Annotated in this window: 15 protein-coding genes; 3 read left to right on the top strand and 12 right to left on the bottom strand. The window is 66.8% G+C overall.

Going from position 1 to position 16,126, the window contains the following annotated elements:
• Window positions 1-109 precede the first annotated feature (109 nt).
• Together ACXJ16_RS07610 and ACXJ16_RS07615 are read left to right on the top strand one after the other, a co-directional pair.
• On the top strand, window positions 110-1,459 hold the full coding sequence (locus ACXJ16_RS07610) for an MFS transporter (protein WP_054441215.1): 1,350 nt from the start codon (window positions 110-112) through the stop codon (window positions 1,457-1,459).
• A gap of 29 nt (window positions 1,460-1,488) precedes the next feature.
• A complete protein-coding gene (locus ACXJ16_RS07615) occupies window positions 1,489-2,376 on the top strand; it encodes a shikimate dehydrogenase (protein ID WP_463921723.1) in 888 nt (295 codons plus the stop codon).
• Window positions 2,377-2,526: 150 nt separating this feature from the next.
• On the opposite strand, the gene ACXJ16_RS07620 is transcribed toward ACXJ16_RS07615, so the two are convergent.
• The 4 genes from ACXJ16_RS07620 to ACXJ16_RS07635 form a co-directional block, all read right to left on the bottom strand.
• Window positions 2,527-4,416, bottom strand: coding sequence for a bifunctional sugar phosphate isomerase/epimerase/4-hydroxyphenylpyruvate dioxygenase family protein (locus ACXJ16_RS07620; RefSeq protein WP_463921725.1), 1,890 nt, complete (start codon window positions 4,414-4,416; stop codon window positions 2,527-2,529).
• Window positions 4,417-4,543: 127 nt separating this feature from the next.
• Window positions 4,544-5,536 (bottom strand): L-histidine N(alpha)-methyltransferase, encoded by a 993-nt coding sequence (egtD, locus tag ACXJ16_RS07625; protein ID WP_463921726.1) that lies wholly within the window; start codon window positions 5,534-5,536, stop codon window positions 4,544-4,546.
• A gap of 1 nt (window position 5,537) precedes the next feature.
• Window positions 5,538-6,806, bottom strand: a complete 1,269-nt coding sequence (gene egtB, locus ACXJ16_RS07630; RefSeq protein ID WP_463921766.1) for an ergothioneine biosynthesis protein EgtB — start codon at window positions 6,804-6,806, stop codon at window positions 5,538-5,540.
• 257 nt (window positions 6,807-7,063) lie between these two features.
• Window positions 7,064-7,720 (bottom strand): response regulator transcription factor, encoded by a 657-nt coding sequence (locus tag ACXJ16_RS07635; protein WP_463921728.1) that lies wholly within the window; start codon window positions 7,718-7,720, stop codon window positions 7,064-7,066.
• Between the two features lie 126 nt (window positions 7,721-7,846).
• On the opposite strand from ACXJ16_RS07635, the gene ACXJ16_RS07640 reads away from it, so the two are divergent.
• Window positions 7,847-8,530, top strand: coding sequence for a response regulator transcription factor (locus ACXJ16_RS07640; protein ID WP_324698782.1), 684 nt, complete (start codon window positions 7,847-7,849; stop codon window positions 8,528-8,530).
• 21 nt (window positions 8,531-8,551) lie between these two features.
• Here ACXJ16_RS07640 and ACXJ16_RS07645 read toward each other — a convergent pair whose 3' ends face one another.
• The 8 genes from ACXJ16_RS07645 to ACXJ16_RS07680 form a co-directional block, all read right to left on the bottom strand.
• Entirely contained in the window at window positions 8,552-9,256 is a 705-nt protein-coding gene (locus tag ACXJ16_RS07645) for a YoaK family protein (RefSeq protein WP_324698781.1), read from the bottom strand.
• A 104-nt stretch (window positions 9,257-9,360) separates the two neighbouring features.
• Window positions 9,361-10,722, bottom strand: a complete 1,362-nt coding sequence (locus ACXJ16_RS07650) for an alginate export family protein (RefSeq protein WP_324698779.1) — start codon at window positions 10,720-10,722, stop codon at window positions 9,361-9,363.
• Window positions 10,715-11,143, bottom strand: a complete 429-nt coding sequence (locus ACXJ16_RS07655; RefSeq protein ID WP_463921730.1) for a DoxX family protein — start codon at window positions 11,141-11,143, stop codon at window positions 10,715-10,717. The genes ACXJ16_RS07650 and ACXJ16_RS07655 overlap by 8 nt, the downstream gene beginning before the upstream one ends.
• A gap of 3 nt (window positions 11,144-11,146) precedes the next feature.
• On the bottom strand, window positions 11,147-12,040 hold the full coding sequence (locus ACXJ16_RS07660; protein WP_324698776.1) for a glyoxalase: 894 nt from the start codon (window positions 12,038-12,040) through the stop codon (window positions 11,147-11,149).
• Window positions 12,041-12,206: 166 nt separating this feature from the next.
• On the bottom strand, window positions 12,207-14,051 hold the full coding sequence (locus ACXJ16_RS07665; RefSeq protein ID WP_463921731.1) for an amidohydrolase: 1,845 nt from the start codon (window positions 14,049-14,051) through the stop codon (window positions 12,207-12,209).
• Between the two features lie 89 nt (window positions 14,052-14,140).
• On the bottom strand, window positions 14,141-14,413 hold the full coding sequence (locus ACXJ16_RS07670; RefSeq protein ID WP_454796934.1) for a DUF1427 family protein: 273 nt from the start codon (window positions 14,411-14,413) through the stop codon (window positions 14,141-14,143).
• 25 nt (window positions 14,414-14,438) lie between these two features.
• The gene (locus tag ACXJ16_RS07675; protein ID WP_054441195.1) at window positions 14,439-15,275 is read right to left on the bottom strand and encodes an alpha/beta fold hydrolase; all 837 of its coding nucleotides are present in this window, start codon (window positions 15,273-15,275) and stop codon (window positions 14,439-14,441) included.
• Between the two features lie 126 nt (window positions 15,276-15,401).
• The gene (locus tag ACXJ16_RS07680) at window positions 15,402-16,073 is read right to left on the bottom strand and encodes a hydrolase (protein ID WP_054441193.1); all 672 of its coding nucleotides are present in this window, start codon (window positions 16,071-16,073) and stop codon (window positions 15,402-15,404) included.
• Between the last annotated feature and the right edge of the window lie 53 nt (window positions 16,074-16,126).

Raw genomic sequence — 16,126 nt, forward strand, 5'->3', positions numbered from 1 at the left:
GGGATCAAACACCGTGAAGATGCCCGCAAGGTTCATACAGTCCCGGCGCCGGGCCGCCGGACGACAACAGGCGCAGCCAAGCGCCGCTGAGGATGGGAAAGGCGTTACCATGGCCAGCTATTCCGCCGCCGGATCGGTATCCGTGCGTCCTTACGTGACGGTGGGCGAAAGCGCCTCGCAGAACGTCGACGGCTGGACCGCGCGGCAGGTGCTTGTGGTCGCCATCTGCTTCCTCCTCAACATGCTCGACGGGATGGACGTGCTCATCCTGTCCTACGTCGCCCCCGCCCTTTCCGCCGACTGGAAGGTCAATCCCGAGAGCCTGGGCGTCGTCTTCAGCTCCAGCCTCGCCGGCATGGCCGCGGGCGGACTGCTGATCGCGCCGCTGGCCGACAAGTTCGGCCGGCGCAAGCTCATCATCGCCTCGCTGGTGATGATGACGGTGGCGATGTTCGGATCGGCGATTGCCGGCTCGATCGCCGAACTGATCGCCTCGCGCTTCCTGGTCGGCATCGGCATCGGCACCGTGCTGGCCAGCATGGCCGCGCTGACCGCCGAATATGCGCCTGCCAAGCACCGCACTTTCGCGGTGGGCTTCCTGCAGGCCGGATACCCGGTCGGCGCGACGATCACCGGTTTCATCGTCGCCCACCAGATCGACACCCACGGCTGGCAGGCCATGCTGCTGGGCGCCGCCACCCTCTGCCTGCTGGCGCTGCCGCTGGTCTGGGCGATGCTGCCCGAATCGGTCGATTTCCTGCTCGCTCACCAGCCCAGGGGCGCGCTCGCCAAGGCCAATCGCCTGCTGGCCTCGCTTGGCCGCCCGACGCTGGAAGCGCTGCCTGAGCGCCGCGTCGCCGAAGCCCACTCCGTCGGCCTGCGCGGCGTGCTCGGCGAAGGCCGCACTTCGGGAACGATCCTGCTCTGGACCGCGACGATCTTCGGTTTCATGACGCTCTACTTCGTCATCAGCTGGATCCCCAAGCTCGCCGTCGAGGCGGGCCTGCCCGCCACCCAGGCAATCTACGCCGGCGCGGTCTACAACATCGGCGCCTTCATCGGCATCACCTCGATCGGCCTGATCGCCAGCCGCATCGACCTGCGCCGCCTGATCCTGCTCTACATGGTTCTGGCCGCCGTCGCCCTCGTCGTGTTCGGCGCGGTTTCCATGACGATCGCCGCGACGCTGCTGACCGCCTTCTTCATCGGCGCCTTCATCCAGGGCGGCTTCAACGGCTGCTACCCGCTCGCCACCAGCTTCTACCCGCCGCAAGTGCGCAGCACCGGGCTCGGCTGGGCGATGGGCGTGGGCCGTATCGGCGCGGTGATCGGGCCGATGCTGGGCGGCGTCCTGCTGGCCGAGAAGGTTCCGCTGGCGGCGATCTTCGCGATCTTCGCGGTCCCGGCGGTACTGGCCGGACTGGCCGTCACCCTGATCCGGATGCCCGCCGAGCGTTAAGCCTTCCTCCCTACCCAAGGACCAAGATCATGCTTCAGTCTCCCGTCGCCGTCACGGGCCCCGCGCGCTCGACCATTCTCTGCGGCCTGATCGGCTCCGGCATCGGCGGTTCGCGCAGCCCGGCGATGCACGAAACCGAAGCGAGGGCGCTGGGCCTGCCGCTGGTCTACCGCATCCTCGACAGCGACGTGATCGGCTTCGGCGCGGATGACCTCGGCACTTTCCTGAAGACCATGGCCGCCCTGGGGTTTGACGGCACCAATGTCACCCACCCCTTCAAGCAGGCGGTCGTGCCGCTGATGGACGAGCTTTCGGAAGCGGCGGCCAAGCTCGGCGCGGTCAACACCGTGCTGCTGCGCGGCGGCCGCCTGATCGGCGACAATACCGACTGGTCCGGCTACCGCGCCAGCTTCCTCGCCTCGCTGGGCGTGCTGCCGCGCAAACGCGTGGCCATGGTCGGTGCGGGCGGCGCGGCTTCGGCGGTGGGCTATGCCCACCTCGACCTGGGCGCCGAGCGGCTGGCGATCTTCGACCCCGCAACGCAGCGCGCAGAGGCGCTGGCCCGGCGCCTTGCCGCGCTGTTTCCCGACGCGGAAGTGATCGCGGCAGGTTCGGCCGCAGAGGCGATCGCGGGCGTGGACGGCGTGGTGCAATGCTCGCCCGTGGGCATGGAGAGCCACCCCGGCCTGCCCTTCGACCCGGCGCTGCTGACGCGCGACATGTGGGTTTCGGACGTGATCTATTTCCCGCTGGAAACCGAACTGCTCAAGGCCGCGAAGGCCATCGGCTGCGCGACGCTGAACGGCGGCGGCATGGCGGTGATGCAGGCCGCGCACGCCTTCGCGCGCTTCACCGGGCGGGAGCCTAACACCGAGCGCATGCTCGCGGACTTCGCGGCAGCCAGTCAGGCAGTTTAAGGAAAAGGAAAAGCAGGGGAGCATAGCCCCCTGCACTATCCGGCCGCGCGCGCCCCTTGCGTCGGAAGACTTACTGGCTGCGCAGCAAGTAAATCGCGCGCGGCGCTGACATTCCGAGGGTCTGGGGGATCATCCCCCAGGACTTTGCTCTTACTCGGCCACCTCTTCCACCGCACGAAACCGGTTCTGCGCCGCCAGCCTGATCCCGGCATTCGGCGCGCCGTAGCCCGTGTAAGTCCCGCCGCGCTCGACGAATTCGAAGAAGAACAGCTTGTCGAACGCCCGGCTGTAAAGCTGGCGATAGGCATTGCCGGCGCCGTCCTCGTCATAGAGCACGCCGGCCTGTTCCATGCGCGCGGCGGCCTTGCCGTCGAACCCGAAGCGGGCGACGAGATCGTCGTAATAGTTCTCCGGGATATCCAGCATCGCCGCCCCCCGCGCGCGGACGACAGCCGCCGTGGCGAGCAGGTCGTCGCTGGCGAGCGCCACGTGCTGGAAACCGCCGCCCATACCCTGCGCAAGGAAGCGCGAGGACAGCGTCTCGCGCGCGTCCGAGGCGTTGAGGGTGAGGCGGAAGCCTCCGTCCGGCGATTGCAGCGCCTGGCTGTGGACGAGGCCGGAAGGGTCGATCACGTCGTTGGCGTCGCGCCCTTCGAGGCCGAACAGGGCGCGCCAGTAAAGCTGCCAGGACAGGAATTCGTCATTGTGGACCACGGCGGCAAGGTGGTCGATCGAGCGGGCGCGGGCATCGTCGGTGAGGTCCTCCACCGGCACCGCCTCGAACTCGCGCGCCCAGAGCGCCTCGGCGCCGTCATCCTCGACCAGATAGACGAGGCTGCCGCCGACGCCGCGCAGCGCGGGCATGGCCATGCGGCCGGGGCGGCCCTCGGGGCTATAGGCACGGATGCCGAGCGCGGCGGCGCGCTCCATCACCGCGGCGGCGTCCTTCACCCGCACCCCGATGGCACAGATCGAAGTGCCGTGGACGATGCGATAGGACTTGGCGAAACCCTTGGGCTCGGCATTGATGACGAGGTTGACATTGCCCTGCCGCCAGCGCGTCACCTTCTTGGTGCGGTGAGTGCCGATATGCGAGAAGCCGAGCGTTTCGAAAGTCTCGCCCAGCCGCGCGGTGTCGTCGCCGGTGGCGGTAAACTCGACGAATTCGGCGCCGAGCGGCGGCTGCGGTGCGGGCATCGTGGTCGGCTGGCCAAGCAGGCGCCTTGCCGCATCGCGCACGTATTCGAGCGAACGGTGCCCGTCCTGCGCCACGAGGCGCGAGGAAATCGCGCGGAACCGGTCGTTGAAGATTTCGAGCGAGAGCGGGCCGTCATAGCCGGTACGCAGGATTTCGGCGACGTAGCCCGGCAGGTCCAGCCCGCCCTGCCCCGGCAGGTTGCGGAAATGCCGGCTCCAGTAAAGCAGGTCCATGTCGAGCAGCGGCGCGTCGGCAAGCTGGACATAGACGATCTTGTCGCCCGGAATGTCGCGGATGCTCTCGTTCGTGATACGGCGCGACAGCGAGTGGAAGCTGTCGAGGATGATGCCGACCGCCGGATGGTCCACCTGCCTGACGATGGACCAGACATCGCGGTGATCGTTGACGTGGCGGCCCCAGGCCAGCGCCTCGTAGCCGACGAGGATGCCGCGCGCGGCGGCCCTGTCGCCCAGTTCGCGGAAGTCGTCGACGATGCGCTGGCGCTCGCCCAGCGCATGGGGCGAGCAGTTGGAGCATACGAGAATGCGGTCAGTGCCCAGTTCGCCCATGAGGTCGAACTTGCGCTCGGCCCGGTCCATGGCACGGCCCCGCATCTCGCCGGGCATCCCCTCGAAATCGCGGAACGGCTGGTAGAGCGAACAGTGGATGCCGAGGTCGGTCATCAGCTTGCGCACGTCCGCCGGGCGCAGGGCCGAACCGATCAGGTCGTTCTCGAAAATCTCCACACTGTCGAACCCGGCGTCGGCCGCGGCCCTGAGCTTTTCCTCAAGCGTCCCGCGAAGCGAAACGGTGGCGATAGCGTTGGCGGCGGCGCTGGACATGGTGACCTTCCGAAGCTGTGATACGCCAGATATCGTACCAAGGCAGCGCGGATTGAAGCGCCGCCATCGCACTCAGCCATGCCTTGTTGTTATGGCAGAGGCCCTGCACGGTAGCGGGAGGCCCGCCTCAGTCACCGCCCCCTTGCGCCAGCACCAGCGAGAAGTCGCCCCCGGCATCGCTCCAGTGCTCCACCTCGCCCCATCCGCTGGCGGCGAGCAGCAGGCGGATTTCTCCGGGGCGGTACTTGTGGCAATTCTCGGTATGGATGGTCTCGCCGCTTTCCATGTGGAAGGCCTGGCCCGCCACCTCGAAACGGATCGCCCGGCGCGCCTGCAGATGCATCTCGATCCGGCTGGCATCCTCGTTCCAGCGCGCGACATGGCGGAATTCGCCGACCGGGATGGTGCCCCCAAGCTCGCGGTTGATGCGCTGGAGGAGGTTGAGGTTGAACAGCGCCGTCACCCCGTCCGCGTCGTCATAAGCCGATACCAGTCGCGCCGGGTCCTTGACCCGATCGATCCCGATCAGGAGATGCGCCTGCTCGCTCAGCGTCTCGCGCATCGAACGCAGCAGGTCCACGGCGGCGAAAGGCGTGAGGTTGCCGATCGTCGATCCCGGGAAGAACCCCAGCATCGCCCTGCCCTCGCGCCGCAGCGGCAAGGACACCGGGTTCATGAAATCGGCCTCCACCGGCACGATCCGCAGCGCGGGAAACAGCCCCTGCAGCGCCAGGCAGGCCTCGTCGAGGAACTCGCCGCAGATGTCGATCGGCACATATGTCGCGCGGGGCAGCGCCTTGAGCAGGATGCGGGTCTTGATCGAGCTGCCCGAGCCGAACTCCACCACCGTGGCATCGGCGCCAAGCCTTTCCGCGACCGCCGCCACATGGGCGTGAAGCAGCGCGGTTTCGGTGCGAGTGGGGTAATATTCCGGGACCTGGGTGATCGCCTCGAAAAGCTGCGATCCGCGCATATCGTAGAACCAGCGCGCCGGGATCGCCTTGCCTGCCTGCGCCAGCCCGTTCAGCACATCTTCGCGAAAGGCAGGATCGGGCTGGAACGTCCGGGGAGTAAGGCGCTGTTCGGTAAAGATCTCGTCGCTCCGGGGGGCCGTGAACATCTCAGAGACTCCTGGCAAGGCGCAGGCCGGTGAACTGCCAGCGCTGGTGAGGATGGAAGAAATTGCGGTAGGACGCACGCATGTGACCGCGCGGGGTGGCGCAGCTTCCGCCCTTGAGGACGAACTGGCCCGACATGAACTTGCCGTTGTACTCGCCCACGGCGCCCGCCGCCGGGCGATAGCCGGGCCACGGGCGATAGGCCGAGCCGGTCCATTCCCAGACGTTCCCGAACAGCGAGGCGAAATCTCCCGCCGGCGCTTCGGCACGGGGCATGACCGCGCCTGCGGTGTCCAGTTGCACGCCGCCGCGCGGATCGCGGCCATGCGCGGCCGCTTCCCATTCCTGCTCGGTCGGCAGGCGGGCGCCCGCCCATGCCGCGAAAGCATCGGCTTCATAGAACGAGACATGCGCGACCGGCGCATCGGGATCGACGGGAAGCCAGCCGCCAAGCGTGAAATGCTCCCATTCATCGCCGCCGCCCCGCCAGTAGAGCGGCGCCGCGATCCCTTCGCGCCCGGTCCAGTCCCAGCCGTCGGAAAGCCAGAGCGCGGCGGTGCCGTAGCCATTGTCGCGAATGAATTCCGCCCATTCGCCATTGGTCACCGGCCGACTGGCCAGTGCATGGGGAGCCAGCCATGCGGGGTGCCGGGGCGTTTCGTTGTCGAAGGCGAATGGATCGTCCTCCAGACTGCCGATCCGGGCCAGCCCTTCCTGCCCTTCGATCCAGCGCAGAGCCCCCCCGTCCGGCGTGGCCCGGGAAGCGGATGCGGATGCATAGGCCGGGCCGAGCGGATTGCGGGAGAACAAGTGCTTGATATCGGTCAGCAGCAGTTCCTGATGCTGTTGCTCGTGCTGGATGCCCAGCTCGATCAGGTCGCCATGCCGCGCCAGAAGCTCCGGCAGCGCCGCGCGCATCGCCGTGTCGACATGCTCGCGATAGGCCATGACCTCGGCCAGGGCGGGCCGGGTCAGCAGGCCGCGTTCGGGCCGCGCCATCCGCTCGCCCTCGGCTTCGTAATAGCTGTTGAACAGGAACGGCCAGCGCGGGTCGAACAGGCGGTAGCCGGGAACGTGATCGCGCAGCAGGAAAGTCTCGAAGAACCACGTCGTATGCGCCAGATGCCACTTGGCGGGCGAGGCATCCGCCATGGACTGCACCGCCGCGTCCGCCTCGTTCAGCCCCAGCACGAGCTCGCGGCTGAGATGCCGGGTCGCGGCGTACCTTGCAGCAATGGCGTGGATGTCGTCGTCAGGTCCCCCATCGGGCATGGGATGCAGGTCCGCATTGCTTGGCCGGTGCGCCATGGCCTCTCCTTCTCGCTACCCGCGTGGGCACGCTTCGCCCTCGCCCGCCATCCCCGGATGCTATCGCGCCGCGACGGTCCGCTGAATGAGACGAAAGTATGGCTAGGTAGTGCGCGGGCGGCTCCGAGGTTCCGGGCAGCGCGAAAAAGGCCGTCGGAAACGCGCCCGCGTGCGCCGAGCGGCTATGGAAGCAGGCCTGTGCCGATGTCGGGTGCCCGATATCAGGCGGCCGATCGGGCCTCGATCACTTGCGAGGCCCGGACGAGGTCTGGGACGGAGCGGAGCTGCATCTTCTTCATCAGGCTGGAGCGGTGGAGCTTCACGGTGATCTCGCTGATCTCCAGCTCCCAGGCGATCTGCTTGTTCATCAGGCCCCGCACCACGCCTTCCATCACTTGCCGCTCGCGCCCTGTGAGGGCCGCGAAGCGTTCCGCGACCGCGCGGTGGCGATGGGCCAGTTCCCGCCTGTCCCGGTCGAACGCGAGCGCGGCATCGACGGCATCGATCATCTGCTGGTCGCCAAAGGGCTTGGGCAGGAAATCCATCGCCCCCGCCTTCATCGCCCGCACCGATAGCGCCACGTCGGGATGGCCGGTCATGAACACGACCGGAATCTCGTCGCCCCGCCGCTTGAGCTGCTCGTACAGTTCGAGCCCGCCGATGCCCGGCAGGCGCACGTCGGCGATGAGGCAGCATTCGCGGTCGGGAAGCGGCGCATCCAGCACGGCCTGCGAGGATGCGAACCCCTGCGGGCAAAACCCTCCCACACGCAGCAGGCTGCCCAGCGCCGAGCGCATTTCGGGATCGTCATCGACGATCAGGACCGTGCCCGATGCCCTGTCGGCAATCGGGGCGGGGGTGACGGGTTGGGGAACCACCTGGGGGGGCAAGGCGAGACCTCCGGTTTTTTGCGATGCACAAAAATGCCTCCAAGTGCACATATCGGGCAATCCCCCCATTCGGGGGGAATTGCCTAATCCGGCCATCGCGCTCAGGGTCTCCCCATGGACATGCCCGCTTCTGGCGAAACCACCTCCGCACCGGCAACAGCCCCGGAAGCGCCGATCCGCGTGCTCGTGATCGACGATCATCCGCTGCTGCGCGACGGCGTCATGGCGGTGCTGGGCACGCAGCACGACATGGCACTGATCGGCATGGGAGAGGACGGCGAGGCCGCCGTGGCGCTCTACCGCGAGCTTCGCCCCGACGTCATGCTGCTGGATCTCCAGATGCCGGGCATCGACGGGCTGACCGCGATGGCGCGCATCCTTGCGGAATTTCCGCAGGCCCGCGTGCTGGTGCTGACGACCTATTCGGGTGACGGCCGGGCCCTGCGCGCGCTCAAGGCGGGCGCCGCAGGCTATCTGCTCAAGAACAGCCTGCGGACCGAACTTCTCGACGCCATCCGCTGCATTCACCGGGGCGAGATGCATTTCGACGCCGGTCTGGTCAGCGCGGACGGTTCGAGACAGGCCGCCTCCGAAAGCCCCCCTCACCTCACCGCTCGCGAAAGCGACGTGCTGGAACTGGCGGCGGCGGGCAACTCCAACAAGCAGATCGCCGGCCGGCTCTCTCTCTCGGAAGAGACGGTGAAGGGATATATGAAGGCGATCTTCGCGCGGCTGGGGGCGATGGATCGCACCCATGCCGTGGCGATTGCCGTGCGAAACGGCCTGATCGAGCTTTAGCCGGTAGACAGGCGCATTCGCTCAGGGCCTGTGCGGCGCGGCGGAGGCCGGATCGCGGGCAAACAGCAGCGTTGCACCCAGCACGATGGCACCGGCCAGGATCAGCGGAACCGCCAGTCCGACATGGAGCAGCAGCGTGGCACCCACGGCGGCGCCGAGGAAGATCGAAAGCACGGCGGCGAAGCGGCGCAGGAAATTGGGAGAGCGTCCTCCCACCTGATCGGCGGCGATGCCGGTGATCGTCAGCGTCAATACGGTGGTGGTCAGGTCGGGCACCTTGAGCGAGCGCACGGTCGCATTGCGCAGACCCATGGCGAAACCGGTCAGCACGATCACCGAAAGCACCGCGATCTCCGGCGCCTGCGCGGCGATGTCGATCCTGGTGGAAATGGCGGCAGCGATCCACAGCAGCGCGGCTTCGACCACGGCGGCCCAGAGCAGCCAGCGGCGCAGCGGCAGGTCCACATGGGCGCGGGCAAGGCGTCCCGCCCCAAAGGCGCCCACCATGAAGGCCAGCAGCGCCATGACCGCCGGCACAACCTTGAAACCGGGCGTTCCCGCCGCCGCGAAGCCGAGGAACACGACGTTGCCGGTCATGTTGGCGGTAAAGACCTTGCCGAGACCCAGCACCGAAGCCGCATCGACCAGACCGGTGGTGGCGGAAAGCAGCAACAGCAGGCGCGGCAGGGTGGACTTGATGGGGGAAGCGGCGGGTGTTGCGGTCATGTCGATCTCCGGGATGGGGGGGATGCCGGTGGTCTAGGTCGGGGCTGCTATCTCAGGTATCCGAATAAGATCGTCCGGTTTGTTCGATGAAACTGAAATGCCGATCAGAACCGGAAATTGCTTTCGAGACCGAGCATATGGATCGTCCTGGCGGAGCCGGTCTCGCGGATGAAGGCTCCCGGCGCGAAGGCGGAAAGCGAGGCGGAGAGTTCGAGCTCCGCCGTCGCCTGCCAGGCCAGCGTCGCTTCCACTTCCTTGCCGACGAATTTCGCGCGGCTGTCTCCCGCGTCGCGGATCAGGTTGCCGGGAATGTCGTAGATGCCGTCCCCGCACGAGGCGCGCCAGTAGGCCATGGCAGCAAGGCTGGCCGAGATATCCGGGGCAAGTTGCAGGCCCAGCGAGGAATAGGCGTTGACGATGTTGTAGGGGCCGACCGGCGAAAGCTCGCCGAAGTATTTGCCCTTGGGGAACATCGCGTTGAACGTGCCGAGGCGATTGTCGGCCTTGTCCTTGTCCCCGCTCACCACATTGACGCGAACGGTAAGGTCGGGGGCGAGCGGTGCTTCCGGGAAGGCGCGGCCGAGTTCGGTGCCCAGCGTCCAGGCCGAGATCGGGCCATCCGCGAAACGGCCGAACTGATAGACGCCCTCGACGTTCCAGTGCCAGTCGTCGCGGCTGCCGTGCCAGCGCGCGCCAAGACTGTGGCGGGTTTCGGTGCCCCCGCGCGTGCCCCAGTGGGCGGCTTGGTTACGATAGCCGAGATAGTAGAGATCCAGTCCCGGCAGCGCGGCATAGGCGCCCCAGAGCGACTTGTCGGGCGAAGTGCGATCGTCGAAGTCGCCCCGGCGGGCCTGCACGGGCCTGACCGCCAGCAGGCTGACTTTCGCGGCGCCCAGCGTCACGTCCGCACGCAGGCCATCGAAGGCGAGCGGCACGTTGGGACCGTAGCGGGTGCCGATCAGCCGTTCGGTGCCGAGCGAGAGCATCTGCCGCCCGCCGCGCAGGGTTACGGGGCCGAGGTCAGCCTCGACGAAGCCTTGCAGCAGGTCGATGCCGGTGCCGTCCACCGGGCCCGGCGAAGGCGCGACGCTGGCCGATGTCGAGGCGATCGGCTGCACGAAGGCACGCACTTTGCCGACATGCAGGTCCGCATAGGGCAGCGCGCGCAGCCAGACGTAGCTGTCGTTCGGCGCATCCGCCCCGCCCCAGAGGTTGTTTTCGAGGTTCTCGTTCCTCACGCGCAGTTCGATGCCGGTGGAGAGCCAGACGTCATCGCTGATCGGGATGTACTTGAACGGCCCGGTCCAGTGGTGCGCGCGCTTTTCGGCGTCGGCAAGGTCGGACCAGTCCTCGTCGTAGCGGGTGATCGAGAGGGTCGGGGCCTGCCAGGCCTCGGTGGGTTCGGCATGGGCAAGATGGGGGAGAAGGGTTGCGGCAAGCGCCGCAAGCGGGGCCAGCCTAGGCACGTCGCTTCGCCCGGGAGGCTAGGATGGCCACGAGAATGAACCCGCCGACGAGGCCCATGTGTTCGAAGAAGGCATTCGTCGCCCCGAAGCGCTCGGGTCCGGCGGGCATGGCCCAGAAGGCATTGGCGACCGTCGCGGCGAAGAACGTGAACACGCCCAGCATGCCCGCGCCCAGCCAGACCAGGCGGTTCGACAGGATCAGCAGCGGGCCGACGAGCTCCACCGCAATGGTGAGCGCCGCCCAGAGCGCGGGCGGGGTCAGGCCGAAGTGGGCCTGCTCCGCCACGGCGCCCTGCCAGTCGGTGAGCTTGGTGAGCCCGCCGACGAGATAGGCGCCCACCAGCAGGAGGCGGGCAAGAAAGCCCGTCGGCGCGAAATCCAGCACCGAGGCGACGAATTTGGGCGTACCGGTGCCGGACATGGTTCAGTCAACCTCACCGGAGTGGATCTCGGCGATGTAGCCGCCGGGGAAGCGCACGATGGCGGCCTGGCGCTTGCCTGTGCTGTAAGGCGCGACCAGCGTTTCCGCGCCTGCCGCCGAAGCCCTGGCGAGCGTGGCATTGAGGTCGCTCACCGCATAGCCGGTCATGTCGCGGCCATAGGGCCAGGGTAGCTGGCCGTCCGAAACGTAGACCACCATCTTGCCATAGCCGCTGGTGATCGACACGCGGCGGATGGTCTTGCCGGGCTCGCCGATCTCGGCGCCATTGGCGGCCTTGTCATCGGCGGTGATCTTGCCGTGGGCGAAGCCGGTCCAGCCCTTGATGAAGCTGTCGGCGGCATCGGCGGTCAGATAGACGCGGTTTTCCGGGACCGTCTCAAGCGCCTTGTAGTTCGGCTTGGCGGTGTGCCAGTAGAGCTGCATGTTCACGCCGCCCGGCCACTGGATCACCGAATCCCGGCCGATGGGATCGGGGAAGGTCTCCAGACGGCGCACCGCCCCGTGGCTGCGGGCAGACTTCACCGCCGCATCGAGGTCGGTCACCAGATAGCCGGTGCGCTCGTCGCCGAAGGGAACGGGGATCGGCGTCTTGAAGCCGAAGACCGAGACGGTGCCCGCAGGCGTCAGCACGAGCTGCGACTTGGTGAGGCTTTTCGTCGGCGTCACCTGGAATTCGCCCTGCTTGCTGGTGGTGCCGCCGAAGGTGGCGACGAAGCTGGAAACGAACGTGTCGAACTGGTCCTGCGGCACGTAGACATGGGTGGTGTCGTACTGCGCGCCGACGGCGTAGTCGGCTGCGGGAGCGGCGAAGGCAGGCGTGACTGCGGGGCTCGCGGCCACCAGGGCGGCCGCGATGATCAGGGTGAAGTGCTTCATGTCTGTGGCTCCGATGGGAGAGGGACAGTGCCGCTCGGTCGATGGTGCAGGCCCGGTGTAGGGGGCCGTCGGCTATCCATCGATCCGAATAATCTAGACTGGAATGTTCGAAATTATGGAAAAGCCGTGAATGCGGCCCCTCCTCGCCCGGAGGGGCCGCACCGGATCAGACCGCCCAGCAACCGCAGCCGAGCGAGCCCCAGAAAGTCTGGACATCGGCGGCGGGAACATTGGCGCCGAGCGCGGCGGCATGGTCGTGCCCGTGGACGCCGCAGGAACTGGCGCAGCCGCAGGTAGAGGCCAGCTTCTGCTTGGCTTCCGGCGTCTGGTAATAGCCGCCGAAGGTGGCGACCGGCGACCAGTCCGGCATCGGGCGCGGCAGCTGCGGCGCGAGCGGGCGATAGTCGCCCTCGCCGTGCACCACCTTGCCGCCCAGCAGCGTCAGGATCGAGCGGATGTGGACGATCTCGTTATCGGGGACGCTGAAGTAGTCGTCGGAAAGCAGCGCGAGGTCGGCCAGCTGGCCCGCCTTGATCTGGCCCTTCTTGCCCACTTCGTTCGAGAACCAGGTGTTCTCGTGCGTCCACATGCGCAGCGCCTTTTCGCGGCTGACGCGGTTGTCGCCGCGATAGAGCGAGAGGCCGCCCACGGTGCGTCCGGTGACGAGCCACGAAAGCGAGACCCAGGGGTTGTAGCTGGCGACGCGGGTGGCGTCGGTGCCGCCGCCCACGGGGATGCCGGCAGCCAGCATCCGGGCAATCGGCGGGGTGCGTTCGGCCGCCTTGGCGCCGTAGCGCTCGACGAAATCCTCGCCCTGATAGGCCATGCGGTGCTGCACCGCGATGCCCCCGCCGAGCGCGGCGATACGGTCGATATTGCGATCCGAAATGGTCTCGGCATGGTCGAAGAACCAGTTGATGCCTTCGAGCGGGATGTCGCGGTTGACCTTCTCGTAGACGTCGAGCGCACGGCCGATCGTCTCGTCATAAGTCGCGTGAAGGCGCCAGGGCCAGCGGTGCTCGGCAAGCAGGCGGATGACGGGTTCCAGATCGCCTTCCATGCTGGGCGGCATGTCGGGGCGTTCGACGCGGAAGTCCTCGAAGTCGGCGGCGGAATAGACCAGCATCTCGCCCGCGCCGTTATGCCGGTAGGTGTCGTCGCCCTGTCCGGGGCTGACCTGCTTCACCCAGCCCGAAAAGTCCGCCAGTTCCTCTTTCGGCTTCTGCGTGAAGAGGTTGTAGCTGATGCGCACGGTCAGCTGGTCGTCGGCGTGGAGCTTTTCGATGATGTCGTAATCGTCGGGATAGTTCTGGAAACCGCCCCCCGCATCGATCACCCCGGTCACGCCCAGCGCGTTGACTTCGCGCATGAAGTGGCGGGTGGAGTTGATCTGGTATTCGGGCGGAAGCTTCGGTCCCTTCGCCAGCGTGGAATAGAGGATCGTCGCGTTGGGCTGGGCCAGCAGCAGGCCGGTGGGGTTGCCATTCGCATCGCGCACGATCTCGCCGCCCGGCGGGTTCGGCGTGTCCTTGGTATAGCCGACGACACGCAAGGCAGCGGCGTTCAGCAGCGCACGGTCGTAGAGGTGGAGGATGAACACCGGCGTATCGGGCGCCACCGCGTTCAGTTCCGCGATGGTCGGCAGGCGCTTTTCGGCGAACTGGTGCTCGGTGAAGCCGCCGACCACGCGGACCCACTGCGGGGCGGGCGTGTTGTCGACCTGCTTCTTCAGCATCGCCATCGCTTCGGACAGGCTGGTCACGCCGTCCCAGCGCAGCTCCATGTTGAAGTTCAGCCCGCCGCGGATGATGTGCATGTGGCTGTCGATCAGGCCGGGGATCAGGCGGTGCCCCCTGGCATCGATCACCGTGGCTTCGGGAGCGGCGGCGCGCACTTCCTGTTCGCTGCCCACGGTCAGGAACTTGCCGTCGCGGATCGCCACGGCTTCGGCCTGCGGGTTCTCCCGGTCCAGCGTGGTGATCCTGGCGTTGACGATGATCGTGTCGGTCATGACGGCTTCCTTGGAACGTGCGGTTTGGGAGAGTAATGTGGGCAGGAGCGACGTTGCGGCCGCTCCGGCAAGTGTCTGGCGGCGGGTGATCACGCTTCCGCCTTGTGATCGGCGGTGCGGCAGGGGAACTTGTCTCCCGGCAGGCGGCCGAGGACGTGCTTGCGGCAGTCGGTCTGAACGAAGTGGCCGATTTCATCGTCTGCCCAGATCCTCTTCGCCAGCGGAACGATCTGCTCGCCCAGCAGGATGCCCAGAAGCCCGAGCAACGCGATCATCGGCGGGGCCGGCGAACGCACGCCGAGGAGACTGTAGACGATACCCACCAGCAACCCGGCAGCGATCGAGAGAAGGTAGGCTTTCATCGTGGAGGCTCCCCGGCGTCTTGGTTCAGGCCTGCACGAAGGCGAGCAGGTCGGGGTTGATCACGTCGGCGTGCGTGGTCAGCATGCCGTGCGGGAAGCCGGGATAGATCTTGAGCGTGGCGTCCGGCAGGATCTCGGCCTGGAGCACACCGGCGTTCTTGTAAGGCACGACCTGGTCGTCATCGCCGTGAAGCACCAGCGTGGGCACGGTGATCGCCTTGAGATCGTCGGTCTGGTCGGTTTCCGAGAAGGCCTTGATGCCTTCGTAATGGGCCTTGGCGCTGCCCATCATGCCCTGGCGCCACCAGTTGTCGATCACCGGCACGGAAACTTCGGCGCCATCGCGGTTGAAGCCGTAGAAGGGACCTGCGGCCACATCGCGGAAGAACTGCGCGCGGTTGGCGGCAAGCCCGGCGCGAAGGCCGTCGAACACCTCGATGGGAAGGCCGCCCGGATAGGCCTGCGTCTTGAGCATGATCGGGGGGACGGCGCTCACCAGCACGGCCTTAGCGACCCGGCCCTGCGGAATGCCGTAGCGGGCGACATAGGCCGCGACTTCGCCGCCGCCGGTCGAGTGGCCGATATGGACCGCGTTCCTGAGGTCGAGATGCTCTGCCACGGCGGAAGCGTCGGCGGCGTAGTGGGCCATGTCATGACCGTCGCTGACCTGCTCGGAACGGCCATGGCCGCGGCGGTCATGGGCGACGACGCGGTAGCCCTTGGAGAGGAAGAACAGCATCTGCGTATCCCAGTCGTCCGACGAGAGCGGCCAGCCGTGGTGGAAGACGATCGGCTGGGCATCCTTCGGGCCCCAGTCCTTGAAGAAGATTTCGACGCCGTCCTTGGTGGTGACATATGCCATGATGCTGATCCTTCGGTGGGTTGGGTTGTCTATGCAGCGGCTTCGACAAACTCAGCCTGGGCGGAGCTGGAACTGAGAGGGCTCTTTCCGCCCATCCTGAGCCTGTCGAAGGATCACGAACTCAAATCAGTGAGCGCCCTCGGACGCGCCGAACATGGTCTTCGCGTAATTGATGCCGATACCGTAGGCACCGCCCCACTTCTTGGCGATTCCGGTGGTGCTGTCGTAGGTCTCGGTACGGGCCCAGTCGCGCTGCAGTTCGAGCAGGTACTGGAGCGAGGTCATCGGCACCGCGCCAAGCTGGATCATGCGTTCCACGGCCCGTTCGTGCGCCTCGGTGGAAATATCGCCGCAGGCATCGGTGATGACATAGGCTTCGAAGCCCTGGTCGATCGCCGAGGCAACCGGGCCGACGATGCAGACCGAGGTCCACAGCCCGGCGAAGACGATGCGTGGGCGGGCGATGCGGTTGATTTCGGCGATCACGCCTTCGTCTTCCCAGGTGTTCATGCTGGTCCGGTCGAGCATGGCCTGACCTTCGAAGGCTTCGGTGATCTCGTCGAACATCGGGCCGGAGAAGCTCTTCTCGGCAACCGTGGTCAGGATGGTGGGAACGTCGAAGGACTTGGCCCCGCGCGAAATCAGCGCGGCGTTGTTGCGGAGCAGTTCGGCCGAGATCGACTTGGTTGCGAAGGCCATCTGCGACTGGAAGTCGATCAGGACAAGCGCATGATTGTCAGGCGAGATCAGCGACTTGCCGGGGGTTGCAGTGGCGGTCGGCGTGGCGGTCTTGGTCATTGGGAAGCTCCTGTCGTTGTCTGGTGAAGCTGTTTTCGCGTCATTTTCGCTTG

The sequence above is a fragment of the Novosphingobium sp. TK71 genome (genome assembly GCF_055361505.1).